The sequence below is a fragment of the Nisaea sp. genome (genome assembly GCF_040217065.1).
Lineage (GTDB): Bacteria > Pseudomonadota > Alphaproteobacteria > Thalassobaculales > Thalassobaculaceae > Nisaea.
Window position 1 is genome coordinate 667978 of sequence record NZ_JAVJNX010000009.1, and the last position, 26944, is coordinate 694921.

At 61.7% G+C, this 26944-nt stretch carries 26 protein-coding genes; 13 read left to right on the forward strand and 13 right to left on the reverse strand.

Translation table 11 applies throughout. The features are described from left to right. The first annotated feature begins 68 nt into the window (after nt 1–68). Entirely contained in the window at nt 69–2561 is a 2493-nt protein-coding gene (locus RH950_RS15495) for an EAL domain-containing protein (protein ID WP_350058325.1), read from the forward strand. A gap of 22 nt (nt 2562–2583) precedes the next feature. Further along, the gene (locus tag RH950_RS15500; protein WP_350058327.1) at nt 2584–3627 is read left to right on the forward strand and encodes a hypothetical protein; all 1044 of its coding nucleotides are present in this window, start codon (nt 2584–2586) and stop codon (nt 3625–3627) included. Nucleotides 3628–3642: 15 nt separating this feature from the next. Here the strand turns inward: RH950_RS15500 and RH950_RS15505 are convergent, their stop codons facing one another. Next, nucleotides 3643–4356: an SOS response-associated peptidase gene (locus RH950_RS15505; protein WP_350058329.1), complete on the reverse strand. Its 714-nt coding sequence runs from the start codon at nt 4354–4356 to the stop codon at nt 3643–3645. Between the two features lie 86 nt (nt 4357–4442). Between RH950_RS15505 and cysQ the strand changes: the two genes are divergently transcribed. Next, the gene (cysQ, locus tag RH950_RS15510) at nt 4443–5216 is read left to right on the forward strand and encodes a 3'(2'),5'-bisphosphate nucleotidase CysQ (protein WP_350058331.1); all 774 of its coding nucleotides are present in this window, start codon (nt 4443–4445) and stop codon (nt 5214–5216) included. Between the two features lie 13 nt (nt 5217–5229). On the opposite strand, the gene parA is transcribed toward cysQ, so the two are convergent. Next, nucleotides 5230–5880 (reverse strand): ParA family partition ATPase, encoded by a 651-nt coding sequence (parA, locus tag RH950_RS15515; protein ID WP_350058333.1) that lies wholly within the window; start codon nt 5878–5880, stop codon nt 5230–5232. 122 nt (nt 5881–6002) lie between these two features. Here parA and RH950_RS15520 point away from each other — a divergent pair, with 122 nt between their 5' ends. The 5 genes from RH950_RS15520 (at nt 6003) to RH950_RS15540 (ending at nt 11301) form a co-directional block, all read left to right on the forward strand. Next, nucleotides 6003–6956, forward strand: a complete 954-nt coding sequence (locus tag RH950_RS15520) for an L-threonylcarbamoyladenylate synthase (protein ID WP_350058335.1) — start codon at nt 6003–6005, stop codon at nt 6954–6956. A gap of 91 nt (nt 6957–7047) precedes the next feature. Then, the gene (locus tag RH950_RS15525) at nt 7048–8514 is read left to right on the forward strand and encodes an FAD-binding oxidoreductase (protein WP_350058337.1); all 1467 of its coding nucleotides are present in this window, start codon (nt 7048–7050) and stop codon (nt 8512–8514) included. Nucleotides 8515–8629: 115 nt separating this feature from the next. Continuing rightward, on the forward strand, nt 8630–9118 hold the full coding sequence (locus RH950_RS15530) for an Hsp20/alpha crystallin family protein (protein ID WP_350058339.1): 489 nt from the start codon (nt 8630–8632) through the stop codon (nt 9116–9118). Nucleotides 9119–9275: 157 nt separating this feature from the next. Next, entirely contained in the window at nt 9276–11066 is a 1791-nt protein-coding gene (locus RH950_RS15535; RefSeq protein WP_350058341.1) for an acyl-CoA dehydrogenase, read from the forward strand. A 7-nt stretch (nt 11067–11073) separates the two neighbouring features. Next, complete coding sequence (locus RH950_RS15540) at nt 11074–11301, forward strand: hypothetical protein (protein WP_350058343.1); 228 nt, start codon at nt 11074–11076, stop codon at nt 11299–11301. 12 nt (nt 11302–11313) lie between these two features. On the opposite strand, the gene RH950_RS15545 is transcribed toward RH950_RS15540, so the two are convergent. Both RH950_RS15545 and RH950_RS15550 read right to left on the reverse strand, forming a co-directional pair. Further along, nucleotides 11314–11913, reverse strand: coding sequence for a hypothetical protein (locus RH950_RS15545; protein WP_350058345.1), 600 nt, complete (start codon nt 11911–11913; stop codon nt 11314–11316). Nucleotides 11914–12023: 110 nt separating this feature from the next. Beyond that, nucleotides 12024–12641, reverse strand: a complete 618-nt coding sequence (locus RH950_RS15550) for a hypothetical protein (RefSeq protein WP_350058347.1) — start codon at nt 12639–12641, stop codon at nt 12024–12026. Nucleotides 12642–12798: 157 nt separating this feature from the next. On the opposite strand from RH950_RS15550, the gene RH950_RS15555 reads away from it, so the two are divergent. Both RH950_RS15555 and RH950_RS15560 read left to right on the forward strand, forming a co-directional pair. Next, a complete protein-coding gene (locus tag RH950_RS15555; protein WP_350058349.1) occupies nt 12799–13341 on the forward strand; it encodes a DUF924 family protein in 543 nt (180 codons plus the stop codon). Between the two features lie 37 nt (nt 13342–13378). After that, nucleotides 13379–14320, forward strand: a complete 942-nt coding sequence (locus RH950_RS15560) for a 2-hydroxyacid dehydrogenase (protein WP_350058351.1) — start codon at nt 13379–13381, stop codon at nt 14318–14320. 10 nt (nt 14321–14330) lie between these two features. Here RH950_RS15560 and RH950_RS15565 read toward each other — a convergent pair whose 3' ends face one another. Continuing rightward, complete coding sequence (locus tag RH950_RS15565; RefSeq protein ID WP_350058353.1) at nt 14331–15185, reverse strand: LysR substrate-binding domain-containing protein; 855 nt, start codon at nt 15183–15185, stop codon at nt 14331–14333. A 103-nt stretch (nt 15186–15288) separates the two neighbouring features. Between RH950_RS15565 and RH950_RS15570 the strand changes: the two genes are divergently transcribed. Beyond that, complete coding sequence (locus tag RH950_RS15570; RefSeq protein ID WP_350058355.1) at nt 15289–16308, forward strand: permease; 1020 nt, start codon at nt 15289–15291, stop codon at nt 16306–16308. Between the two features lie 4 nt (nt 16309–16312). Here the strand turns inward: RH950_RS15570 and RH950_RS15575 are convergent, their stop codons facing one another. The 7 genes from RH950_RS15575 to RH950_RS15605 form a co-directional block, all read right to left on the reverse strand. Then, nucleotides 16313–16771 (reverse strand): acyl-CoA thioesterase, encoded by a 459-nt coding sequence (locus RH950_RS15575; RefSeq protein WP_350058357.1) that lies wholly within the window; start codon nt 16769–16771, stop codon nt 16313–16315. Between the two features lie 61 nt (nt 16772–16832). Continuing rightward, the gene (locus RH950_RS15580) at nt 16833–17057 is read right to left on the reverse strand and encodes a hypothetical protein (RefSeq protein ID WP_350058359.1); all 225 of its coding nucleotides are present in this window, start codon (nt 17055–17057) and stop codon (nt 16833–16835) included. A 10-nt stretch (nt 17058–17067) separates the two neighbouring features. After that, a complete protein-coding gene (locus RH950_RS15585; protein ID WP_350058361.1) occupies nt 17068–19089 on the reverse strand; it encodes a TRAP transporter permease in 2022 nt (673 codons plus the stop codon). Nucleotides 19090–19158: 69 nt separating this feature from the next. Next, nucleotides 19159–20124, reverse strand: a complete 966-nt coding sequence (locus RH950_RS15590) for a TAXI family TRAP transporter solute-binding subunit (protein WP_350058363.1) — start codon at nt 20122–20124, stop codon at nt 19159–19161. A 190-nt stretch (nt 20125–20314) separates the two neighbouring features. Further along, nucleotides 20315–22039, reverse strand: a complete 1725-nt coding sequence (gene araD / locus RH950_RS15595) for an L-arabinonate dehydratase (protein ID WP_350058365.1) — start codon at nt 22037–22039, stop codon at nt 20315–20317. Nucleotides 22040–22105: 66 nt separating this feature from the next. Next, nucleotides 22106–22588, reverse strand: a complete 483-nt coding sequence (locus RH950_RS15600) for a GNAT family N-acetyltransferase (protein WP_350058367.1) — start codon at nt 22586–22588, stop codon at nt 22106–22108. Between the two features lie 113 nt (nt 22589–22701). Next, nucleotides 22702–23406: a 3-oxoacid CoA-transferase subunit B gene (locus RH950_RS15605; RefSeq protein WP_502889792.1), complete on the reverse strand. Its 705-nt coding sequence runs from the start codon at nt 23404–23406 to the stop codon at nt 22702–22704. Nucleotides 23407–23631: 225 nt separating this feature from the next. Between RH950_RS15605 and RH950_RS15610 the strand changes: the two genes are divergently transcribed. After that, nucleotides 23632–24840, forward strand: coding sequence for a pyridoxal-phosphate-dependent aminotransferase family protein (locus RH950_RS15610; protein ID WP_350058369.1), 1209 nt, complete (start codon nt 23632–23634; stop codon nt 24838–24840). A gap of 27 nt (nt 24841–24867) precedes the next feature. On the opposite strand, the gene RH950_RS15615 is transcribed toward RH950_RS15610, so the two are convergent. Further along, a complete protein-coding gene (locus RH950_RS15615) occupies nt 24868–25551 on the reverse strand; it encodes a 3-oxoacid CoA-transferase subunit A (protein WP_502889793.1) in 684 nt (227 codons plus the stop codon). A gap of 149 nt (nt 25552–25700) precedes the next feature. On the opposite strand from RH950_RS15615, the gene RH950_RS15620 reads away from it, so the two are divergent. Further along, nucleotides 25701–26903: a pentapeptide repeat-containing protein gene (locus RH950_RS15620; protein WP_350058371.1), complete on the forward strand. Its 1203-nt coding sequence runs from the start codon at nt 25701–25703 to the stop codon at nt 26901–26903. Nucleotides 26904–26944 lie beyond the last annotated feature (41 nt).

The following is a 26944-nucleotide window of genomic DNA, read 5'->3' on the forward strand; positions in this document are numbered from 1 at the left end:
CAAACCAACCGACTCCTGTAGTTTGACAGGAAAAGGGGTATGCGCGGCATGGGAAGCAAAGTGACGCAATGAGCATGACCAAGCCGGCAGCTCTCGAAAACCACCCTAGCGAACTGCTGAGCGCACTGGACGAGATTCAGGTCGGGCTTTGCCATTTTGACCGTGCGGGCCGGATTTCCTCCTGGAATGCCCAGTTTCTTGAACTCTATCCCGAATTGACCGGAATCCCGCTCGCCGGAAGAACTCTTGCGGCGCTGCTGAATGAGCCGGCCGTTATTGAACGCTGGATTTCCGACGGAGCCGCGCATCGTTCGGAGAGTTGGCGGGAACATCGGCTTAGGAGCCATCGCGAGCCAGGCAGCCGTGTGCTGCTGCACGACCGCAAGGATCGCTGGATCGAGATCACGGAACAGCGGACGGCAAGTGGTGGCCTGCTGAGTTTTCACAGGGACATCACCGAAGAGAAGGCCTCGCGCAAGCACACCGAAGACCAGACCATGCTGTTGCGTGCAACGCTCGACAGCATTGATCAGTCGATCGCCGTTTTCGATTCCGGACTGAAGCTCAGGGTCTGGAATGCAAAGCTGATGGAGATGTTCGACTTCCCCGATCACATGATGCGCATCGGCACCCCCGTCTCCGAACTGGTCGACTACATGATGGCGCGGGGAGACTTCCGGGAAACGGACCGGGAGAAGGTTCTGGAAGAGGTCCTCGGATATCTGCGCCTGGAACGTTCCGTGCTCAGCAATCAGAAGCTCGCCTCCGGCCGCGTTCTGGAACATTCCGTAATGCAGATGGAAAACGGCGATGTGATCATGGCCAGCACGGACGTGACGCTGGCCGAAACGGCCCGTCAGGGACTAGCCGAGAGTGAAGAGCGTTATGCCCTGTCCGCGGCCGGCTCCAACGACGGGCTGTGGGACTGGGATCTCAGGCGGGAAAAGATCTATCTGTCGCCGCGCTGGAAGGCGATGCTCGGGCTGGCCGACGAGGATGTCACAGACAGCCCTGTCGAATGGTTCAGCCGGATACATCCGGACGACGTCGCCCGGGTCACCACACAGATGGATGCCCATCTGGCAGGAACGATTTCCCATTTCGAGTGCGAGTTCCGCGTCCGCCATGCCGACGGCACCTTCCTCTGGATGCTGACCCGCGGCCTGGCGGTCCGCGGCCAGGACGGAACCGCACATCGCGTCGCCGGCAGCCAGACAGACATCACCGGGCGCAAGCGGGCCGAACAGCAACTTGTGCATGACGCCCTGCATGATTCCCTGACAGGCCTCGCCAACCGGACGCTGTTTCTCGATCTCGTACGCAGGGCATTGGCCCGGTTGCGCCGTGAGCCCGAAACCCGGTTCGCCATTGCCTTCCTTGACCTTGACCGGTTCAAGATCGTTAACGAGAGCCTCGGGCACGTTCACGGCGACGACCTGATCGTCGCCACGGCCCGGCGGTTCGAGAACACCCTGCGCGACAGCGACACGGTGGCCCGCCTGGGCGGGGACGAGTTCGCCATCCTGCTGGAGGACATCAAGACGCCGGAAGAGGCTACCCGGCTGTCCGAAAGCCTGCACCGGGCGCTGGATACACCGTTCCGTCTCGGCGGGAAGGAAATCTTCGTTTCGGCATCCCTCGGCGTCGCCCATTCCGACCAGGGCTATGAGCGGCCCGAGGACATCCTGCGCGACGCCGAACTCGCGATGTACAAGGCCAAGGAACGCGGCAAGTCACAGAGCATCGCCTTCAAGAACGACATGCGGGTCTGGCCGGTGACTCCGCTTGACCTCGATTCGGATCTCCGCCGTGCCCTCGAACGCGATGAAATGCGGCTGCATTATCAGCCGATCATCGATATGCGGCGCGGCAAGATTGCCGGCTTCGAGGCCCTGCTCCGCTGGTTCCACGCCGAGCGCGGTGAGATTTCACCTGTGGAATTCATTCCGGTCGCCGAGGAAACCGGTACCATTTTCCCGCTGAGTCAATGGGCCCTGCGGACAGCCGGCATGCAGATGGCAGCCTGGAACGCCGACCGGCCTGCGGGCGACCAGCTGGAGATCAGCGTCAACCTGTCCGGCCGCCAGTTTGTCCGTCCCGAAGTGGTCTCCGGCATCATCGACTGTCTGGAAGGCGTCGGCCTGCCGGCGACCCAGCTGAAGATCGAGATCACCGAAAGCACCCTGATGCAGGATGTCGCGCTGTCGACCCAGATGCTGGATCGCCTGAAGGCGGCGGACATCAGGATCTGCGTCGATGATTTCGGCACCGGTTATTCGTCCCTGTCCTATCTACACACCTTCCCGATCGACACCCTGAAGATCGACAAGTCCTTCATCGAGGACATGACCAGCAACTTTCAGAACCATGAAATTGTACGCACCATCACGATGCTGGCACAGAACCTGCGCCTGGACGTGATCGCCGAGGGGGTCGAGACGCCGGAGCAGCTTGCCCAGCTGCGCGCGCTCGACTGTCACTACGCGCAGGGATATCTGTTTTCCCGCCCCATGAACGCCGAGAACGCCACGGCGTTTCTTGCGGAAGACAAGAACTGGTAGCGCGGTTATCATCGGTCCCGTCATGAAAAGATACGCACATTACTATCTCCAGTCCCGCCCTGCCGCCGCCCGCGGCGGCCATTGGGAAACCGTCGAACAGGCCCGTGTCTATTCCGTCCTGAAATCCGGACTGGCGCGGGAGATCGCGAATGATCGCGGCGCTGAAATCAGGCTGGTCGGCGCCTACCACGATGACGCATCCGGCGACTGGCAATACGCCCAGCTGTTCTATCTCGACCAGACCTGCATCGACCTGCCCTCAGTAGCCGAACAGGCTGATCCGGATTTCGACGACGATGCGATCGACGGGTTCGGAGAAGACTCCGAAGTCGCGGATCCTTACGAAGATCCCTATGAGGAGCGCAGCGAGGCGCCGCGCCGGGACGAGAGTGTCTCGATGGCCTATGAGCCCGAGACGGAACCTGAGCCGTGGCGGGGGGAACGGGACGCCGATCCCGACGGTGGGGCCTTTGATGGTATGCCGCCTATTTTCCAAAAGCCGCCCGCCCGGAAAAAGCGCTCGGTGCTGAAGACTCTTATCCTGCTGCTGCTGGTTCTGCTTCTCGTCGGCGGCGGCGCCGTTTCGGTCATGCTGTACCTGCAGCATCCGGCGATGCTCTCTCTTGCCGACAAGGTCGGGCTCGGCAATTACGCCCGCATGTTCCCGCATGCCTCTATGGCACCAGACGAGTCCGCGATGGGCGGTCCTACCGCCGACGAGCCGGTGGTTCTGCCGCTGACCACGGGCAATGTGATCCGGTATCGCGGCGTCGCGCCGACGCTGGTGGGACGCTGGTCCCCAGACAATTGCGCAGAGAACTACGTCATCTTTACAGATACCGGCTACACGGTAACCCGCGAGGGCAAGACCTCGCCGGAGACAGTGGATGTCACGGAAACGATGGAAGACGATTTCCAGTTCTATCTGCGTCGCTCGCCCACGCTGGTGGAACATCTGCAGAAACTCGGGCCGAACGATATCCAGATGGCCGGCTCGACCGGCACCGGCGGCTTCATGCCGAGCGGTAACACGATCCAGATCCTGAACCGCTGCCCGCGCGAATAACGGGGGGCGCGATAGTCAGAACAGAGAGCCCTGCTTCGGCGGCAGGGGTGCCTCGTCGCGCGCGTCTTCCGTTTCGTCCAGGGCTTCCATCAGTGCCGGATCATCGTTTCGGACGTTGCCGACGCGTTTCGAGACCGGTGCAAAGATCAGGTCGGCCTCTGCATAAGGCCGCAGCAACGCCGACCGGGCGGCGGACTCTCCGTCGAGCCAGACAGAAAACTCGTCCGGACTCGCCAATATCACCGGCATCCGGTGATGGATATGCGCGATCCGGGGATCCGCTTCCGTGGTCAGCAGCGTGAAGGTCTCGACCGGCTCCACCCCCTTCTGCCAGCGCTCCCAAAGGCCGGCGAAGGCGAACGGGCGATTGCCTTCCAGCGAAACCCGGTAGGGCTGCTTGCCGCTTCCGCGCTTTTGCCATTCATAGAATCCGTCGGCCGGAACCAGGCAGCGCCGCTTCGCATAGGCATCCCGGAAGGCAGGTTTCTCGGCGACCGTTTCCGAGCGTCCATTGATCAGGGATGCGGCCCGGCTCTCGTCCGGCGCCCAGGCGGGGACCAATCCCCAGCGCAGCCGGTCCATGTGGCGTTCGCCATCCCGGGTACGGATCACCGGCGCTGTCTGCATCGGCGCCATGTTGTAGCGCGGCTCGAGATTGATCATGTCCGACACCGCGAAGAGGCGACGCAGCGCCTCCGGCGCCGTTGTGATGCTGTAACGACCGCACATGCCTGTTCAAACCCGTTCAATTCCAGTATTTCAAATCGACCCTACGATCCCACAGGCAATTGCATCAACATTCTCCCGGACAGATCATGGACAAACAGACCCTGCTGAACGACGTCATCCTGATTGCCCGGGACGCCTCGGCCCTGATCCTGAAATATTACGAGGGCGAAATTGCGGTCGACGAGAAGACGGACGGCTCGCCGGTCACCGCCGCCGACCGGGCGGCGGATGCGCTGATCTTTCCGGCGCTTGAGAAACTGACGCCGGAAATCCCGATCATCTCGGAAGAAAGCTTCGCGGACGGTCACAATCCCGATGTCTCCGGCGGGACTTTCTGGCTGGTCGACCCTCTTGACGGCACCAAGGAATATATCCGGCGCAACGGCGACTTCACCGTCAATATCGGTCTGATAGAGAATTTCGAGCCGACGCTTGGCGTGGTGCTGACACCCGTGGACGGGCGCGCATCGGCCGGTTTCGTCGGCGGCGGCGCCTTCGAGGAAGAAGCCGACGGAACCCGGACACCGATTGCGGTGCGTGAGGCCACGCCGGAGACGCTGACCGTCGTCGCCAGCCGCTCCCACCGCTCCCCGGAGCTTGAGGACTATATCGAGACCCTGAAGCCGGCCCATTCGGTGTCACGCGGCTCGGCGCTGAAATTCTGTATCGTCGCCCGCGGTGACGCAGACGTCTATCCGCGCACGGGCCCGACCTGCGAATGGGATACCGCCGCCGGCCACGCCGTGCTGAATGCTGCCGGCGGCAGCATGACCGCGTTTGACGGCACGCCGTTCCGTTACGGCAAATCCAAAGAAAAATTCCTGAACGGCATGTTCATCGCCAAGGGCCGCAACGTCTAGGCCTGCAAACCGACTAACCGGCGGCTTTCAGGACCGCCCTGGCAAGAGCATTGATTTCTTTTGCAGCAACGCTGCTCCTGGCGAATTCAACGACACCGAGCCCTTCCGCCATGCTGCTGGCCAGGGCGACGCGATTGCCGATCTGCGTTTTCGCGACGGGCACTTTCAGCGCAGTCAGCGCCGCAACCATACGCTCGGTCAGGTTCGCCCGCGACGGCACCCGGTTCAGCACCAGCAGCACCGGTGTCTTCTCCTTCGCTGCCATCTCCAGTGTCGGCTTTGTCGCCCAGACATCCATCGGGCTCGGCTGCACCGGCACGACCGCCAGATGCGCATTGCGCACCGCGATCCGCGCCTCGGTCTCCGCATGCGGCGGGGAATCGACAATGACGACGTCATTGTTCTTCGCCTGGCGCTCGATTTCCGACGCCGCGCGCCAGCCGGTGACCTGCACGATCTCGAGCGCACCGCTGCCCTTGTAGGCAATGTTTCCATGCATCTCGGCCCGCATGCCGAACCAGGTGGAAAGGCTCATCTGCGGATCGATATCGATGGCAACGACGCGTCTGCCGCTATGGGCCAGGGCAACAGCGAGCTGAACCGCCAGCGTGGTCTTGCCCGCGCCGCCCTTCTGCTGTGCAATGGTGATGATGGTTCCCGTCATGGCGGCGCTCCCAGGCTGCATCACGACTGTATCGCAAGTGTCAGGGTAACACCAATATTGTGCAGCGCAACATGAGAGCTTCTCTTGACCGTGGCCACCGGACCGGCGGATAAGCGGCGATCATGATCGAAACACGGGTTCTGAAACCATCCGACGCGGCGCTTTACGAGGCCGCCGCAACGCTCGCGGCTGGCGACCTGGTGGCGTTTCCGACCGAGACGGTCTACGGACTCGGCGGCGATGCGACCAGCGATACGGCCGTCGCCAGGATATTCGAGGCGAAGGCCCGCCCGAGTTTCAATCCGCTGATCTCCCATGTGCCGGACCTGGAAGCAGCCTTTGCGCTTGGCGCCTTCGACGCCCGCGCCCACACCGTCGCCGAAGCTTTCTGGCCGGGGCCGATGACCCTGGTGGTGCAACGGCGGGACAAGTGCCCGATCTCCCTGCTGGCCAGTGCCGGCCTCGATACCATCGCCATCCGGGTGCCGGCCCATCCGCTTGCGGCCGAACTGCTGCGTGCGGTCGGACGGCCCATCGCGGCGCCGAGCGCCAATCCCTCCGGCCGCGTCAGCCCGACCACGGCACTGCATGTTCTTGCCGGTCTCGCCGGGAAAGTCTCGATCATCCTGGATGGCGGCCCCTGCTCGGTCGGGCTCGAATCCACCGTGCTGGACCTCTCCGGACCGATCCCATCCATCCTTCGGCCCGGGGCCATCACCGCCGAGATGCTGGCGCCGCTGCTGGGGGATGTTAAGGCGGCCGGATCCGGCACGAAAATCACCGCGCCGGGCATGCTGGAAAGCCACTATGCGCCCGCGCTTCCGGTTCGCCTGAATGCGACAGCGCCGGAAGACGGCGAGGTGTTTCTCGGCTTTGGCGGCGTCACCGGCCCCACGGGTTCGGAAACCCTCAGCGCGTCAGGTGACCTGACCGAGGCCGCGGCCCGCCTGTTCGCCCTGCTGCGTGTCCTCGACCGGCCGGATGCGACCGGCATCGCCGTCGCCCCGATTCCGGAGTCTGGCCTCGGTATCGCCATCAACGACCGTCTGCGCCGCGCCGCTGCGCCACGCGCATAGGTGCCTTCGCGCCGCGGCGGGTTGCCGTTCCCGCGCCGACGACTAATATTGCCGCCGATCATATCGCCCATGCAGTTCCGGAGACCGCGTCATGTCCGCCCCGCGCACCACGGCCCTACCCGATGCGCCCTATGCGCCGACCGCCGAAGAGGCCGCCGCGCTCGACAAGATCAAGGAAATCGTCGGCCCGAAGGGCTGGACCTGCGATCCCGCCGGCATGGAGCCTTACCTGATTGAAGATCGCGGGCTGTTCCATGGCCGTGCGCAGATGGTGGTCAAGCCCGTCAGCGCCGCTGAAGTCTCCGGCGTTCTGAAACTGTGCAACGAAGCGGGCATCCCTGTCGTTCCCCAGGGCGGCAATACCAGCCTTTGCGGCGGCTCCGTGCCGTTCGAGACCGGCAACGAGATCGTTCTGTCGCTCGCGCGGATGAACAAGGTCCGGTCGATCGACCCGCTGAACTACACCATGACGGTGGAAGCCGGCTGCGTGCTGCAGTTCCTGCAGGAAGAAGCGTCAAAGGCGGATCGTTACTTCCCGCTCAGCCTCGCCGCCGAGGGCAGTTGCATGATCGGCGGCAATCTCAGCACCAATGCCGGCGGCACCAACGTGCTGCGCTACGGCAATACCCGCGACCTGACGCTCGGCCTCGAGGTAGTGCTGCCGGACGGCCGGATCTGGAACGGGCTCGGCAGCCTGCGCAAGGACAATACCGGCTACGACCTGAAGCATCTCTTCGTCGGCTCCGAAGGCACCCTCGGCATCATCACCGCCGCGGTCCTGAAACTGTTTCCGAAGCCGCGCGATATCCGCACCGCCTTCTGCGCCATTCGCGATGTGGACGCGGCCATCGAACTGCTGCAGCGGGCCCGGGCGGAAAGCGGCGACAGCGTCGAGACCTTCGAGCTGATCCCGCGGCTGGTCATCGATCTCGTCCTGAAGCACATGCCGGACTGCCAGGACCCGTTGGAGCAGCGGTACGAGATGTACACGCTGATCGAGCTGATCACCACGTCCGACAATGACGCGGGTATCGAGGAGCGGTTCGAGGCGATTCTGGCATCGGCGATGGAAGACGGTCTGATCCTCGACGCCGCCCTTGCCCAGAACGAACAGCAGCGTCAGGAATTCTGGAAACTGCGCGAGAATGCGTCCGAATCCCAGAAGATCGAAGGCGCCTCCATCAAGCATGACGTCTCGGTCCCCGTCGCCAGCCTGCCGGCATTCTACGACGCGGCTGCGGAGGCGATCCGCAAGGTCGACGACAAGGCCCGGATCGTCGCCTTCGGCCATGCCGGAGACGGCAACCTGCATTACAATGTGGCGGAGCCGGAAGGCGGCGATACAAAAGTATTCGTCAATCGCTGGGACGAGTACAACCGGGCCGTTCACGACGTTGTCGTGTCCTTCGGCGGCTCGATCAGCGCCGAGCACGGAATCGGCCGGCTGAAACGCGAGGAACTGGCCCACTACAAGGACCCGGTCGCCCTCGACCTGATGCGCACGCTGAAAGCCGCGATCGACCCCAATGGAATCATGAATCCCGGCAAGGTTATCTGACTCCTCGTTACCCTCGCCGGACCGAGCTTGATTCAGGTCAATGAGCGCCCGGCGGCGACGTATATCCTTGCATCATTGAGCATTTCCGAATGTTTCTGAGCGAAGGAGTGATGCCATGGGAAACATTACCGAGAGCAAGAGTTCCGAGCCGGCGAAGACGTATGCGGATCCCTTCTCGGCCTTTCGCGCCGAGATGGACCGGATGTTCCATACGTTCCTGCAATCGCCGACTTTCCCCCTTGCATTGCCGTTCACCGGAGCACAGAGCGGGCTCGTGGTTCCCACAACGGACATGAAGGAAGGCGACACCGCGATCACCATCACGACAGAGCTTCCGGGTATGGGAGAGGACGATGTGGAGGTCACGGTGAAGAACGGCATGCTCACCGTGAAGGGGGAGAAGACAGAGGAAAAGAAGGACGAGAAGGACAATTATCACCTCACGGAACGACGTTATGGCCAGTTCCAGCGCTCCTTCAGGGTCCCGGAGAATATCGACGAGGCGAAAATCAAGGCCGCCTTCGAAAAAGGGGTCCTCACCATTTCGATGCCGAAGAGCAAGGACGGCACACATGCCGAGCGTAAGATCAAGATCGGCACCTGATGCCTCTTCCCGGCTCCGCTAAGGAGCCGGGTTCCCTCACGCCTTGCCCATTTCGCATTCGCCCTATTTGAATTACAACGCCTGCCTCAGGCACTAAACTGCGGCATACGAGCGAACCGGGCAGCCCAGCCCAGAAAGACTTGGCGAGAGGAAGCAAATGTCCGTCTATTCAGCCCCGCTCGACGATATGCGATTCGCCCTGCGCAATATCGTCGGCTTTGACAAGATCGCTGCACTTCCAGGTTTCGACGGCACCGACGAGGATCTCGCGGACCAGATCCTGGAAGAAGCCGGTAAATTTTCCCGCGATGTCCTGGCCCCGCTGAACGAAGTAGGCGACAAGGAAAAGGCTCGGCTGGAGAACGGTGTTGTCCGGCCAGTCGACGGATTCTCCGAGGCGTACAGCCAGTTCTGGCAAGGTGGCTGGAACGCCATGCCTTTCGAGGAAGAGTTCGGCGGCCAGAACCTGCCGATGTCCCTGACCACGGCGGTCTGGGAAATGTGGAACAGCTCGAACCTCGCCTTCGCTCTCTGCCCGCTGCTGACGCAGGCCGGCATCGAGGCCATGACCAAGCATGCGAGCGCCGAGCAGAAAGAAAAATACTTGCACAAACTGGTTTCCGGCGAATGGACCGGAACCATGAACCTGACCGAGCCGCAATCGGGCACCGATCTCGGCAGCATCCGTACCCGGTCCGAACGCAAGGGCGATCACTATCTTCTGAAAGGCCAGAAGATCTACATCACCTGGGGCGACCACGACATGACGAACAATATCGTCCATCTCGTCCTCGCCCGCTCACCGGACGGCCCTCCTGGCAGCAAAGGTCTATCCCTCTTCATCGTGCCGAAATTCATGGTGAATGACGACGGCAGTCTGGGTGCCCGGAACGACGTTCGTCCTGTCTCGCTCGAACACAAGCTCGGCATTCACGCCAGCCCGACCTGCGTCATGTCCTATGGAGACAATGAAGGCGCTGTCGCCTATCTGATCGGTGAAGAGAACCGCGGCATCGAATACATGTTCGTGATGATGAACAACGCCCGGCTCGCCGTCGGCCTGCAAGGCTTGGCAATTGGCGAACGGGCCTACCAGCAGGCTGTCGCCTTTGCCCGCGACCGGGTACAGAGCCGCGCCATCCAGGGCAGCGACGGGCCGGTCGCGATCATCCAGCATCCCGATGTCCGGCGCATGCTGCTCGGCATGAGAAGCCAGATCGAGGGCATGCGCGGTCTCTGCTATTACACCGCCGCCGAGATCGACCGGGCCAACCGGGAAGCCGATCCGGAAACGAAAGCCAGGGCCCAGCGCCGGGTCGATCTGCTGATCCCGGTGGTGAAGTCCTGGTGCACGGACACCGGCCTCGCCATCACCTCAACCAATATCCAGATCCATGGCGGCATGGGCTTCATCGAGGAAACCGGCGCCGCACAGCATTATCGCGATGCCCGGATCACCACGATCTACGAGGGCACCAACGGCGTGCAGGCAATGGATCTGATCGGCCGCAAGGTCGCCCGAGACGGCGGTGAAGCGGCGAAAGAGCTGTTTGCCGACATTCGCGCCGACCTGGAGCCGCTGCGCGCCAGTGAAGAGCTGTCCGCCCGTGCCATTGTCCGGAACATGGACGCAGGCCTGGAGGCTGCGGAAAGCGCCGTGCAGTGGCTGGTCACGACCTTCCCCAAAGACGCCGCCAAAGCGGCATCCGGCGGCGTCTCCTTCCAGAACCTGATGGGTCTGCTCTGTGCCGGCTGGCTGCTGGCCCGCGGCGTGAAAGCAGCGTCCGAGCAGAAACAGAACGCCAACGGAAATGCGGCATTCCTGGAGAGCAAGCTGATCAGCGCCCGGTTTTTCGCCGACTATCACCTGAGCCAGGCCCCGTCGCTGCTGACGCAGATGACGGAATCGGGCGACAGCGTCATGGCCATGGCGCTGGACCAGTTCTGATCTCACGGTGAAGAAACCGCTCGTCGTCACATCGCGGAACAGCCCAGACGGGCTGCTCTGCGTCGACGTTTTTCAGAGACACGACGGCAGTTTCGGGTTCGAGGAGTTTCGCCGCGATCCCGAAGATGCATCGGAATGGTATGGCGTGGGCGGTTTCAGGGAACTGCGGTACGGATCGGCAGAAGACGCCGACCGGGATGCGGTTGCGCGCGTATCCTGGTACGGCGTCACCTAGAGAAACCAGGCGTCAGTTCCAGACTTGTGGCACTGGCAGGGTCGATACACGCAGGACCTCGCGATTCCTGTCCCGGTCACGCTCGCGGGGGAAGAGCTCGTTCACCGTGGTGCGGATCATCTGACGGAAGGCCGGATCGTCGATGCCGGACGGCATCGGTGCTTCCGACCAGGCGGTGCTGAGAGGCTCGTTCTTCGAACAGAAGGCGGCATCAAGCCTGAGTTTTCCGGTTTCCTCGGCTTTCGGCATCGGGGCAAGTTCACACAGCTGATCCGGCGAGCCGACCAGCGCCCTGTTCGCGTGAATCACGATCCGGTAATCCGGATGTGCGGTCGAGCCGCAATCTGCGGTAAATGTGGCGGAGGATCCGAAGACCGCTCCGCTGGCATATTTCGCCGCAGCGGTTGCCATGGTGGCCTCGTCGCCGGCAAACGGCGTTCCGGAAACCGTCAGGCAGACCGGCGTTTCGGCGGCAGCGTAGGTCAGGAATTCCCGCTTTCCTTCATTGTCGACGCCTGAATAACCATGCATCGACGTCACGCAACCGGTCAGCAAGACGACCGACAACAGGGAACCAGCGGCCACCGTTCCGATTCTGTATCTCTGTTTCACCGTTCTCTCCTCGCTCGACGCAGTTCGCGCGCCTCTGGTTGGAACATGGGCGCTCCGGCACTGCAATCAATCCCGGCGAAGTGACGCAGCACAGCCACCGGGACAGAGCCTCAGAATATTCCCTCAAAGGGGTTCAGCCTGAGACCGGGCTTCGGATCGAATTCCAGAATACCAAGGCTGCCATTGTCATTTGAATCTCCCTGAAACATCTCCTGGGCGGCCTGCAGCAACAGATTTCGATAATTTGGATCATTCACCGAAACCATCCGGTCCGAGCGGGCGACCACGGCCGCGATCGCCACATCCTGCCGGCAGAAAACCATGAACAGGCTTTGCCGTTCGCCGCGCCGATCATAGGTCAGCGGCTTCCGGGCGCCGGCCGTGCAGATCTGCTCCGCACTGGTCGCGGCCGGCGGGTCGAATGCCAGCCGGAACCGGAACTGGGGGGCGCCGGCCGCCGACGGATTCAGCGTGAAACCGCGCGGCACCTCGGAATAGACGCCGGAAAGGATGCGTGCCGACGCCGCTGCCGTTTCGCCCTTGCCTTCCCGGAACGGCTCACCTGACACCTGGAGCAGCACCGGCCCCTGCTTGCCGGCAAAGGCGAGCACAGTCTTCTTGGCATTTCCGCTGACCCCGGTCGGGGCCTGCACAACGGACGTGCCACATCCGACCAAAAGCGTCAGGACAGCAAGCAACGCGGTATATTTACCGAGGGGGCGAATCATCTCTTCTCCAAGATTGTTCCGGTGCGGGCGCACTGTTCCATGGCGGGTTCGGTCCTGTCATCATCTGGATATCCGCGAGGCGGAAATCCAGCGCATTTACCTTCCATGCATCGCCGGTTTATCGTTCCCCTTCAACGGAGCGGAACCAACATCACTTATGCATGACATTGATCAGATACACAGCTTCTGGTTCGAGGAATCTTCCGAGAAGCAGTGGTTTGAAAAAGACCCGGAATTCGACCGGCAGATCCGGGAACGGTTCGGCGCACTCGTCGAAGCCGCGTCCCGGGGAGAGCTGGAGGAGTGGCTGGACACGCCACGCGGCGCCCTCGCCTACATCCTGCTGCTCGATCAGTTTACCCGGAACATTCACCGCGGATCGGGCAAGGCTTTCGCCGCCGATGCGAAGGCCCGTGCCGCAGCCGCCAAGGCCCTCGCGGGCGGTTACGACCAGGATATTCCAGACAGGGAGAAAGCGTTCCTGTATCTGCCGTTCGAACATAGCGAAGAGCTTGCCGACCAGGAGCGGAGCGTTGCCCTTTTCGAGACCCTCGGCAATGCCAGCTTGACTGATTACGCCATGCGCCACCGGGACATCATCGCCCGGTTCGGGCGCTTTCCGCACCGGAATGACGTTCTGGGGCGCGAAAGCACCGTCGCTGAGCAGGAATTCCTGAAACAACCGGGCTCTGCTTTCTGAAGCCTGGAACGATTAAAAGCCGAAAGGACCCCGATCCATGGGCGGCAAACCGAATGTTCTGACAATTGTGCCCTATTATCAGCGCGCACTGGACCGACTGGACGAGATTGCGGTCGTGCATCACCTGCACAAGGCTGATGACAAACCGGCCTTCCTCGCCAAGATCGCAGACAAGATCGATGCCATTGCAACCTTTCAGGGCTGCGACAGGGAGATGGTCTCCCGGTTCCCCAACCTGAAGCTGATCGCGAATTTCGGCGTCGGCTACGACGGGATTGCGGTGGATGCTGCAACGGAGCGCGGGATCAAGGTGACAAACACTCCGGACGTGCTGAACGATTGCGTCGCGGATCTCGCTCTCGGCCTGACCATTTCGGGACGCCGCAAGTTGCCCCTTGCCGACGCATTCACTCGTGCCGGTAAATGGCCGGCCGGCCATTTCCAGTTCACGCAAAAAGTACATCACTCAAAGGTCGGCATCGTCGGCCTTGGCCGGATCGGGGCAGAGATTGCAGCCCGCTGTGCCGCCTTCAAGATGGAAATCGGCTATCACAACCGCGCCTTGAAGCCGGACGTTCCCTACAGGTATTACCCCGACCTGGTCGAGATGGCGCGTGACTCCGAAATCCTGATCGTGATCACACCGGGCGGAAAGGCCACCGAAGGCCTAATCAACGAGACCGTGATAGAGGCCCTTGGCAAGGATGGATTACTGGTCAATGTCGCCCGGGGTTCCGTCGTCGATACGGCTGCCATGATTGCCTGTCTGAAGGACGGCAGACTGGGCGCGGCCGCTCTCGACGTCTATCCGGACGAACCAAATGTGCCGGAAGAGTTGTTCGCAATGACAGAAAACGTGGTGCTGACTCCGCATATCGCCAGTGCCACACACGACACCCGCATGGCCATGGGCATGCTCGTTTATGACAACATCAAGGCCTTCTTTTCCGGGGAGGAATTGCTGACTCCCGTCAACTGAGCATCATCGATCATGTGCGGGCGAAGGCGCGGCGCAGACTGTCGCTCATCGCGGCACACAGTGCCGGGTCGGCACCTGCCGCCTGTTCTATAACCAGAAAAGACGGCGGCAGGTCCCGAAAGCCTTCTGCGGGCGAAAGCGCTACCAGGCCGTTCTGGATTGCCGAGCGGTTCAGAACCCCCACGGCAATCCCGGCACGGATAGCCGCAGCCACGCCGACGGCGGTTTCGCTGGAATAGACAATGCGATAGCGGCGGCCGCTGTCCCGCAGCGACGAGATCGCCATGTCCCGCCACCAGCAATCACGGTCAAAGAGAGCGACCGGCAGCGGGTCGTCACACTGCACGGAATGAGCAGCCGACCCCGCCCAGGCCATGGGCTCGGCAGAGAGCTGCTCCATCCCCGGGCCGACGCAGCCAACCTCATGCACTGCAAGATCAAGGCGGCCTTGGGCCAGAGCCTTCGGAAAACCCGCGCTGAAGGTGCAATGCACGCTCAGTTCCACACCGGGATAGCTGCGGGAAAAGTCGGCCACCACACGGGACAGCCGTCCCGCGCGATCATCGTCGGGAATACCGACCCGTAAACTGCCCGAGAGCGCATTCCCCGTCAGCTCGGCCAGGGTTTCATCGAGCTGTCGCACCACCCCCCGCGCCACCGGCTCCAGCTTCTCACCTGTTGCCGTCAGACGCACGCCACGACCATGACGGTCGAACACACTGGCCCCGAGCAGGGTCTCAAGCTTGGCAATCTGGGTGCTTGCGGCGGACTGGGACCGGTAGATCCGCGCCGCGCCGCCAACAAAACTGCCCGCGTCACTGATCGCCAGGAACGTACGCAGCAGGTCGCTCTCAAGATGGGGCATTCACATCCATCGATAAATTGAATATCTCGATTTCATATTATTCATTTTTCAAATTTCGCTTCAAGCAACAATCTGTCCGTCAACATAGACAGGAGTCGCCCCGATGAGCGATTGCGTCCCCACCGCCCCGGCCACGAAACGCCGCGCCATTTCGGCCCTTGGTGCGGCATTGGCCGCATTGCTGTGCCTCGCGCTGATTTTTCCGGAACGCAGCCTCGCCACGCTGCATTTCGTTGGCTGGAGCCTGCTGGAGGTTTCTCCCCTCGTCATTCCCGGCGTGCTGCTTTCGGCCTGGGTCCGGGCCAGTGGGGCCAGTGGGCGGGTATCCGAGATATTCAGGGGCAACATTCACCGAACGGTTCTGGTTGCTTCCGCAATCGGCGCGGTCACGCCGGTCTGCGGTGTCACGGTCCTGCCCCTGATGATCGGCCTCCTCGCCGGCGGTGTCCCGCTCGCACCCGTCATGGCGTTCTGGCTGTCCTCGCCGGTCACAGACCCGGCCATGCTGGCCACGACGGCCGCCACGCTCGGCGTGGAATTCGCCGTCGGAAAAACGCTTGCCGCCTTCTGCATCGGACTGGCCGGGGGAAGCCTGACGGCGCTGCTGGCACACAGGCCATGGGCCGTTGAGGCATTGCGGGATAATGCGATCGTCGGCGGTCTTGGCAGAATCTGTCCGCCGGACACTTTCATCCTCGCGATATGGAAGCATGCGGAAAGGAGAGCGGGCTTCTACCGCGAAATCCGGGCGACGGCGCGTCTCGTCCTGATCTGCCTGATACCGGCCTTCGCCATGGAACATCTGCTCGGCTATCTGCTGACGCCGGAAGCCCTGTCCGCCTATGTCGGGTCGGGAAACTGGTGGTCGATCCCCCTGGCCGTGCTGATCGGCGGGCCGCTCTATCTCGACGGTTTCGCCGCCCTGCCCCTGACGCGGTCCTTGCTGGACCACGGCATGTCACCCGGCGCGGCCATGGGGTTCCTGGTTTCGGGAGGCGTCGTCAGCATCTACGGGGCCATGGCCGTCCTGCCGGTCCTGAAGCTGAAGCCGTTCCTGCTCTACCTGTTCGTCGCCCTTGCCGGCTCGCTCGCCGCCGGATGGAGCTTTGACGCATTGATGTGAGAGCTCAGGCCGCGACAATCGGACCGGCGAGTTTCGTCAGACCCGCCCGGACATGATCCGGAATCGGCATCGATTTCCGCGCCTGCAAATCGAAGCAGACACCGACAACGCGGGCGAGTCCGACAACATCACCGTCGAACACGATGGCCTGACGCATGACGAGGGAGCTGTTGCCCAGCTTCTCGATCCGGGTGCCGACGCGGACCTGCCCCGGATAATGCATCTCTTTCAGGTAATCGACCTCGATCCGGGCCACCACCCAGGAGAAACCGCCCCGGTTGCCGCCATACATCTCGCCGGCGGCATCGGCAAAAAGCGAAACACGGGCGGACTCGAGATAAACGCCGATCGCGTTATTGTTCACATGGCCGACCGGATCCAGATCGGCGAAGCGGATCTTCTCCTCGATCCAGTAGCCGTAGCTTGCGGCGTCGCGTTCGTCGAAGTTTTCGAAGTCGGTCATCGTCTCTCCGCATACAAAAAGGGCCGCGCACGGCGCGGCCCTGATTTTCTGTCCATCCAGCCTAGTCGCCGTCGGGTTCAGGCAGTTCCTCACGCGTGACGCGGTCGCCCGGACGGTAATCGACGATCACCGAAAAAACCAGCATCACAGCCAGTGCCATGGTGATGCCGACGAAAATGTTAAATTCACTGACATGCAGGTGGTAGATGCCGGTCAGCCAGAAACATACGGCAACGACGACGAAAAGAAGCCAGTGCCGTGCCTTGCCGAGAAAAATCTCATTCATCGCAACTCTCCTAACCGGCCGGCTGACTGACCGGAACGATCCGCCGCCAGGCATAGATCGATCCGGAAGCGACCAGCCCGACACCAACAATGAGAACGCCGGGGATATCGAACGGGCTGGCTGTGACCGGCACCATCAGGAACAGGGCCGACACCAGGAATACCGCGCGTTGTAAGGGGCCGACCCGCCCCCGGCACCAGCCTTCGAGCCCGAACGACAGCACCCAGAGCCCGAACAGCACCAGAGCGGTCGAAAGGATCGTCATCCAGGTCGGTCCCTCGACCAGCAAGGAAGGGTTATAGACGAAAGCAAAGGGCACCAGGTATTTCGCGATTCCCACCTTTGACGCCTCGAAGGCGGTTGCCATCGGCGGCGTTCGCGCAATCGCCGCCGCCGCGAAGGCCGCCAGTGCCACCGGCGGCGTGATGGTCGACACCACGCCGAAGTAGAACGCGAACATGTGCGCGGCGATCGGATGCACGCCGATCTTTTCGAGGGACGGCACGATCAGCGCCGCGACAGTGATATAGACGGCAGTCGTCGTCATCCCCATCCCAAGCAGAATCGCAGCGACAGCTGTCATGGTCAGCAGCAGCGCCAGATTTCCACCGGACATCTCGATCACCGACTGGGTGAATTTCAGGCCGAAGCCGGACGCGAAGATCGAGCCGATGATGATCCCGGCACAGGCGCAGGCCACCGACACCGCGACGGTCGACCGAACACCGGATTCAAAGGCCGAGAGAATATCGACCGGACTCATCCGGGTGTTCTTGTTGATGAAACTCAGCGCTATGAGGCTGAGAATGCCCCAGAAGGCCGACTTCATTGGCGTGTAGCCCACCATCAGGAAGGCAATCAGGATGGCCAGCGAGAGCAGCAGATGCCAACCGCCCTTGAACACTTCCCAGGCCTGCGGCAGTCGCTCCGCCGGGATGGCCTGAATGCCATGCTTTTCCGCTTCGAGATGGACCATGAAATAGACGGTCACGAAATAGAGGAAGGCCGGAATCGCTGCCGCGACAATCACCGTGAAATAGCTGACCTGCAGATTCTCCGCGATGATGAAGGCGGCCGCTCCCATGATCGGTGGTGTGATCTGGCCGCCGGAAGACGCGCAGGCCTCCACTGCCGCGGAAAATTTCGCGCGATAGCCGGTCTTCTTCATCAGCGGGATGGTGAAGGATCCGGTCGTCACCACATTGGCAACGGCGGAGCCGGAAACCGTCCCCATGAAGGCGCTCGAAAGGGTTGCGGCCTTGGCCGGTCCGCCGATGCGGTGCCCGGTAAGGGCGACCGCCAGGTCGATGAAGAAGCGTCCCGCACCCGATCTGATCAGGATGCCGCCGAAAACGATGAAGAGCACGATGTAGGTCGCCGCCACATGCAGCGGAATGCCGAAGACGCCATTGCTGCTCATGAACATGGTGTCGATATATTTCGAGAAACGGGTCGGCGGCCCGTAGAAGATCCCGAAGAAATAGTGCGAATAAAGGGTGTGGACGACAAAAAATCCGGTGACGCAGACCATCGCGAGACCGACCGCGCGCCGGGTCCCTTCCAGCACCAGCGCGATCAGGATCCCGCCGAAGAACATATCCACCGGCTCCTTGGAGCCCAGACGCATATGAAAGGCGTCGATATCCAAGAGTGTCCAGACCTGAGCGGCGATCACCAGTCCGACGAGCACCAGATCGATACCGAAGCCGGCCGCCCGCAGGATGTTGCGTGGATCGTCCGGGAGCAGGATCGGCTCCTTGTGGCTCTTGCGGAAGAGCGGATTGATCAGGATTGCCAGCGTCAGCATCACCGTCAAATGGACGGATCGGAAGGACCGTCCCTCCGGCGTGCCGAACAGCGCGACATAGAGATGAAACAGTGCCAGCGCGATGCTGATGGTGCAGCAAACGAGCGTGACGATGTAAGTCAGGTTTACGCGCTTGGAGACGAGAAGCTCTTCAAGGAAAGAGTAATCCTTGATCTCATCGTACTCTAAGCGCCCTGCCGGCGCGGGCTGGCTGGTTTCGCTCATGATCGGTCCGATGTTCTGAAAGAAGATCGTGGACCGGGGCGCCGCCCGGTCCACGCAAAAGAGTCAGCTTCAACTGGTGGTTTTGACACCAAGCTCGTCATAGCACTTCTGCGCACCCGGATGGACCGGGATAGCCGCGCCGTTCAGAGCGTTCTCCAGCTTCACGCTGTTCCATACCTTCTTCACTTCGGCGAAGGCGGCATGATTTTTCCAGAAGGACTTGCACATCAGGTAAACGGTTTCGTCCGGCAGGTCCTTGCTCACCACCATGTTGGTGACGATGCCGAGAGACGGGACGTCGCCGGACAGGCCTTCATATGCAGCCTGCGGAATTGAGCCGGTGATGAAACCCGGATTGTCATTCAGGATCTGCTTCAACTTGTCGTCGGACAGACCGATGAAACGGATACCCGGGCTGTGCTGCAGTTCAATGAAGGACGCCTGCGGCACCGAGGTTGCCGCCATAAAGACATCGACGTGGCCGTCTTTCATGAGTGCAACGGACTCGGTGTAGCTCACATAATGAACCGTACCGCCGTTTTCCTTGATCTTGGCAAAGTCGAAACCGTAGGCCGACAGGATTGACTCGGCGAAGGCGGTGCCGGTCCAGCCGGCCTTGCCCGGGCTGATGTTGGCGGCCTTCATGTCTTCAAAGGTCTTGATCGGGGAATCGGCCCGCACCGCAACCTGGAAAGTTGCCGGATAAAGGGTTGCGAAGTGGCGGATATTCTCATGCTTGCTGGTGAATTTTCCGCGTCCGACAAAGCCGTTGTAAGACGTGTGCGCGTATGACCAGCCGATTTCCGCATCGCCGCCATCAACGGCCTTCAAGTTGGAAATGCCTCCGCCGGATGTGCTGGAGGTCGAGATACCGGGCACTTCGTCGCCGAGCACCTGCATGATTTTTGCGCCCAGCGGATACCAGGAACCGCCAGCCGGGCCGGACACCATGCGGACAAAGGTATCGGCGTTCGCGGCAGTGCCCGCAAAGGCCAACGGGACAGCGACCAGCGCTGCCTTCAAGACATGCTTCATAATTTCCTCCCATTTGGCGCGGCCTTATGACCGCTTTCGTGACGACGCCCCAGAAGATGGGACGCTATCTCGGAACATATACTTCCGGACATAGCGGCTTGGCGCAAGCCCGGCAGCGCACGGGATTGCCTCTCTTACGGAATGACGATGTCAGCATTTACGAACGTGTCACCGGAAAATATGCATATTTCTAGTGGATTTCCGGTTCCGGAGTCGGCGCTGTCCCTTCCAGCACATCAAAGTCGCAGCCCTTGTCAGCCTGGGTGATGTGTGCCGCGTAGATCGCCCCGAACCCGCGCGCGAATTTCGCTTCCGGGGCTTTCCAGGCGGCCTTCCGGGTCGCGAGTTCCGCCTCATCCACAAGCAATTCCAGCGTACGCCCCGGAATATCGAGGGCAATCATGTCCCCATCCCGGACAAGGGCCAGCGGACCGCCCACGAAGCTTTCCGGTGCCACATGCAGCACGCAGGTGCCGTAGCTGGTGCCGCTCATCCGTGCGTCCGAGATCCGCACCATGTCGCGCACCCCGTCCTGCAGCAGCTTCTTCGGGATCGGCAGCATGCCCCATTCCGGCATGCCCGGCCCGCCCTGGGGACCTGCATTCTGCAGAACCAGAACCGAGTCCTTCGTCACCGGCAGATCCGGATCGTCGATCCGCGCCGCCATGTCGTTGTAGTCACGGAACACCACGGCCGGTCCGGTATGCGTGTGCAGGGCCGGATCGGCAGCAATATGCTTGATGATTGCCCCGCCCGGCGCAAGGTTACCGCGCAACACGGCAAGCCCGCCTTCGCCCGACATTGCATTGCCGCGGCGCCGAATCACATCCTCGTTGTGGATGTCCTTGCCCTCGATATTCTCCCCGAGGGTCTTGCCGTTCACGGTCATGCAGTCGAGATGCAGGATGTCCTTGATCTCGTTCAGCAGGCCTGCCAGGCCACCGGCATAGAAGAAATCCTCCATCAGGTACTGGCCCGACGGCCGGATATTGGCGAGAAACGGCGTGCGCCGGGAGATCTCGTCGAACCGCTCCAGGTCAAGTTCGACGCCGAGGCGGCCGGCCATGGCGATCAGATGCACCACCGCATTGGTCGAGCCGCCCATGGCCATGACCGTGGTGATCGCGTTCTCGAAGGCTTTCTCGGTGAAAATGTCGGACGGTTTGACGTCCTCCCAGACCATATCGACGATCCGGCGTCCGCAACGGCTCGCCATCCGGGCATGATTGCTGTCCGCCGCCGGGATGGAACCCGCATCGGCAAGGGTGAGACCAAGGGCCTCTGCAGCACACATCATTGTCGCCGCCGTGCCCATCGTCATGCAGGTCCCGGGCGTCCGGGCGATGCCGTCCTCGATCTCTTCCCAGTCATCCTCGGTGATGTTTCCGGCGCGCAGCTCGGCCCAGTACTTCCAGGTATCGCTGCCGGATCCGAGGGTCTTGCCGCGCCAGTTCCCGCGCAGCATGGGGCCTGCGGGCACGAAGAGCGCCGGAATGTTCATGCTGGCCGCGCCCATGAAAAGCGCCGGCGTGGTCTTGTCGCAACCGCCGAGCAGCACCGCCCCGTCACAGGGATAGGAGCGCAGCAGCTCTTCCGTCTCCAGCGCCAAAAGGTTGCGGTACATCATCGTCGTCGGCTTCTGGAACGGCTCGGAGAGCGAGATCGCCGGCATCTCGACCGGGAATCCGCCAGCCTGCCAGACCCCGCGCTTCACCTCTTCCGCGCGATCGCGGAAATGGGTGTGGCAGGGATTGATGTCGGACCATGTATTGATGATCGCGATGACCGGCTTTCCGGCCCAGTCCTCGCGGGCATATCCCATCTGCTTGGCCCGGGAGCGATGCCCGAACGAGCGCAGATCGTCGACCCCATACCAGCGGTAACTCCGCAATTCCTCATAGGATTTGCGTGCCATGTATTCCTCCCTATACCCGCCGATTGAAATCCGCGACGGTCCGGACGTGCCTTGTTGGCTTGAGTGTCAGAGTGGTTTTTCCAGAACGATTTCCATCGGATCAAAGCCGAAACCCCGATACGCGGCAAGTGCCGCCGCATTGCGGGACAAGGAATGAATGCGGAGCCGACGGGCGCCCTGATTTCTGAGGTGGGTCTCAATCGCCCCAAGCAGCTGCTGGGCAATGTCCTTGCCGCGCCAGCGGGGCAACACGAAGATATCGGAGACGTAGCCGTGCGAGGCCAGTTCCGGGAAATTCAATGGGTCCTGGTCGAGCGCCATCCAGCCGGCGACGAAACCGGCGATATCCGCACCGACCCAGGCGATGAAAATGGCCCCGGCGCCCTCTTCGGCGGACTGGACAAGATAATCAACATGATCCGCGGCCACCCGCTCCCCGGGCTGGCGGGCCTGATGGAGATATCGTTCGAAATCCTTGAGCTCCCGCACAAGCTCGGTCAGGCCTTCCCTGTCGCTCGCCCGCGCTGGCAGAATTTCAACAGAATCCATAACTTAGGAACGTCCCCAGGATAGGCGCAGAGATACCGCCATAAACGACGACGCAGTGAAGCTGCGGATGCGGGGAGAGTCAACCAATGCAGATCCTCCGCAGACGCCGGCGGTCAGACCGCCGGTGCGGCCAGCACGCCGCAATCGGGTGCGAGAGTGAGTTTCGGTTCGGTCAGCTGCTGCAGCGCTTCAAGCGTGAGTCCCTCGACCATCTCGCGGACGACCAGTCCGGAATCGGTCACGTCGATCACCGCAAGATCGGTGAAAATCTTCGTCACCACCCGTTTCGCCGTCAGCGGGTAGCTGCAGCTCTTGACGATTTTCGGGTCCCCCTTGCGGGTGACATGATCGGTCAGGACCCAGACCTGCTTGGCGCCGGCCGCCAGATCCATGGCGCCGCCGACACCGGGCGGGAATTTCGGATTTTCCGTCGTCCAGTTCGCAAGATCTCCCGTCTCGGAGACTTCGAAGGCGCCGAGCAGAGCGAGATCGATATGGCCACCCCGAATCATCACGAAAGCATCGGAATGCACGAAGAAAGAGCCGCCCGGAACCAGGGTGATCGGGTCTTTTGACGCATTGATCAGTTCCGGGTCTTCCATCCCCGGCGCGGGTGCCGGACCGACCCCGAGAATGCCATTTTCACTATGCAGAACAATCTCGCGATCTTCCGGAATGAAGTTCGAGCATGTCGTCGGCTGGCCGATTCCCAGATTCACGTAGCTGCCGTCCGGAATCTCGTTAGCCGCACGCCAGGCAACCTGATTTCGCGTCAGTTTTTGTACTGCGACATCCTGAACCGCTGCTTCCATGACCATATCGCTGCTCCAGATGCGAACGAATTGTTGCGATACCATAGCGACTGACTCCTGCTTTTGAAGTATTGCCGCTTTCCGTGACTGACCATATAACTCAGCTCGCACGTCCCGAATAGACGGGATTCCTTACGGATCACCCAAATATAAACGTGGATAGTGCCGGATTGATGCCGGGCAAAGCTCGCTGTCCGGCGCTCTGGCACGGAAAAACAGGGAGCTACGGATATGTCTGGTTACGACGTCAAGCGCGGTCGGAGCCTGCTCAACACCCCCGGCCCGACGAATGTGCCGGAGCGCGTCCAGCAGGCAATGGTTCGAAACCCGATGGATCTCGGCGATCCTATCGCTCTCGCCATGATCGAGACCTGCTTCAGGGACCTGAAGAAGATCTTCAAGACCGAGCATGAACTGTTCATCTACGCCGCCAACGGACATGGCGCCTGGGAAGCCGCGCTGGTCAATACCCTGTCCCCCGGTGACCTGTTGCTGGTGCCGGAACTTGGCAACTTCTCGACCGGCTGGGGCGAAATGGCCGAAGCGCTGCAGATGCGCACCGAGACGATCAAGGGCGATTGGCGTCAGGCGATTGACCCGAGCAAGATCCGGGACCGGCTTGCCGCCGACAAGAGCCACGAGATCAAAGGTGTCCTGGTCATCCAGACGGATACCGCAACCAGTGTCACCTGTGATGTCGCGGCAATCCGGAAGGCAATGGACGACGCAGGCCACCCTGCCCTGCTCTTTGTCGACACGATCCCGACCCTCGGCGTTACGGATTTCCGGATGGACGAATGGGGCGTCGACGTTGCAGTCAGCGCCTCGCAGAAGGGCCTGATGATGCCGCCCGGCCTCGGCTTCGTCACCGCCTCGCCGAAAGCCCTGGAAGCGCACAAGATCGCGACCTCCCAGCGCCGCTACTGGGACTGGTCCCTGCGCATGGCTTCCGAAAGCTACCGCACCTTCTGCGGCACCAGCCCGCAGACCCAGCTGTTCGGATTGCGCGCATCGCTCGACATGCTGCTTGAGGAAGGCCTGGAAAACGTCTTCGCCCGGCACAGGCGGCTCGCACAGGCAACCCGGCTTGCGGTCGCGCATTGGGGACAGGCCGGCGCCATGGAACTGAACGCCATCAACCCGCAAGAACAGGCTGACGGCGTGACGACGATCCTGCTCAAGGAAGGCATCGACAGCACCAGGATCCGCGATGTTTGCCGGGACGACTTTCAATGCGCGCTCGGCGGCGGGTTGCGCAATCTGAGCGGTAAGGCCTTCCGGATCGGCCATATGGGCGAGATGAACGAGCCGATGCTATATGGCGCGCTGGCAAGCGTGGAAGCCACGTTCGCTTACCTGAACGTGCCCTACACGCCAGGCGGTGTAACCAAGGCCATCGAACATCTGGTGGCCTGCCGCAAGCAGGCTCGCAAGGCCTAAGACTTCCAACCTCGAACGTGGCCGCCGTCAGGCGGCCACGGCGGCGGCCGGAACGTGGAATACACGATCAACGTAAATACCCGGTGTAACGACGATTTCCGGATCGATCTCACCGAGATCGACAATATGCCGGGCCTCCACGATGGTCAGGTCGGCAGCGGTCGCCATGACCGGGCCGAAATTCCGCGCCGACTTGTTGTAGACAAGATTGCCCCAACGGTCGGCCTTTTCGGCCTGGACCAGCGCCACATCACCTTTCAGTGCGTATTCCAGGACATATTCCCGCCCGTCGATCTCCCGGACTTCCTTGCCCGCCGCGAGCTGTGTTCCAACACCGACCGGGGTGTAAAAACCAGCGATCCCGGCGCCGGCGGCGCGCATACGTTCGCTGAGCGTTCCCTGCGGCACCAGCTCCAGTTCGATCTGGCCCGCGGCATAGAGCTCGTCGAAGGCAATCGAACCGGCCGATCGCGGATATGAACAGACGATCCGGCGCACGCGGCCCTCTTTCAGCAGAGCGGCAAGCCCATGATCCCCGGTCCCGGCATTGTTGGAAACCACCGTCAGATCACGGGCGCCCTGGTCGAGCAGCGCATGGATGAGATCGGTCGGCACGCCGGCTGCGCCGAACCCTGAAATCAAGACAGTACTGTTGTCCTTCACACCGGACACCGCCTCCGCGCGCGCCTGAACGATCTTGTTAATCGCCACGACCAGCCCCACTTCCTCAAATTCGCCGAACAGAGATCTTTATGCCGGTGCTACGGGCCACCGTCCAGCGCCGGATACATCCGACAGGCAATCGGATCTGGCAGCATTCTTTAACGAACTCTTAAACAGGGCGGCGTAGTATAAAGAGCATGAGCTCGCTTCAATACATCTCGAAAGAATCTCTGGAATCCGCCCTGCTCCAGCACATGTTGTGGCTGGAGGATCCGACGCGCGGAAGACCAGCGGATCTTTCGGAAACGAACCTGTTCGGTAGCGATTTCCGCAGCAAAATGATGCGGAATATCTTGCTGCGCGGGGCAAACCTTCAGGGTGCGAACCTGGAAGGTGCCGACCTCTCCGGAGCTGACCTGACCGGCGCCGACCTGATGTCGGCGAACCTCCGCAACGCAACCCTGGAAAAAACGAATTTCACCTCTGCGGTCATCGCCTCTGTCGACTTCACTGGCGCCGACATGCGCGGGGCGAACCTGTCCCGCACAAGGGGGCGCGTGATGGAAGCGGAATGGTCCGGCGTCGAAAATGACGCTACGGCGCTCAATCTGTCGCACGCAAAGCTTCATCACGCCAACATGGAACGGGCGGACCTGTCCGGCGCGATCCTGGAAAATGCAGACCTGTCCGGCGCCAACCTTGAGGGCACCACTCTTTCCCGGGCCAAATTGTGCGGCGCCACACTGCGGAACGCCAAGCTGGTCGGCGCCGCTCTCGACGCCGCAGATCTCACTGACTCGATTGCGACCGGGGCCGACCTGAGTGGCGCCAATCTCATGAACGCCCTGGTCCTGGGCGCTAATATGATCGGGGCCCGGATAAAGGATACCAACCTCGCGGGGGTCGACATGGCCAGCGCCCGGTTGCACGCGGCCATGGACCCGCTGTCGGTCGAGTTGCACCGCCAGCTCATCGAGCATGATTTCTGGGTATCCACCGGCGGCGCCCGGGGTGCGCGTGCAGACCTGGACGGCTCCAATCTCGACAATGCAGATCTGAGAAATCTCAATCTCAGCGGCGCTCAGATGCGCGGGGTGAGTTTTCGTGGCGCCCAATTCAACGGATCGCTGCTGATCCTGGCCAACCTTACGAACTCAGACTTCGAGATGGCCAGCCTGCGCGGCTGCAATCTCTCCGGCGCGAGCCTTTGGGGCTGCAACCTAAGGCAAGCGGACCTGACGGATGCCATCATCCAACCGGCGCCGATCAGCACCGGCTACGGCGCAAGAGCCGGTCGCATCCAGAAAACGAACCTGCGGGCGACCAACCTTGAAAACGCCATGCTTGGACCGCTCAATCCCGACCATGTGCTTATGGATGATCCACGGGATTTCTCCTGACACCTGGCATCGCGCCCTACATGCGCAAGACATCGTCCAGC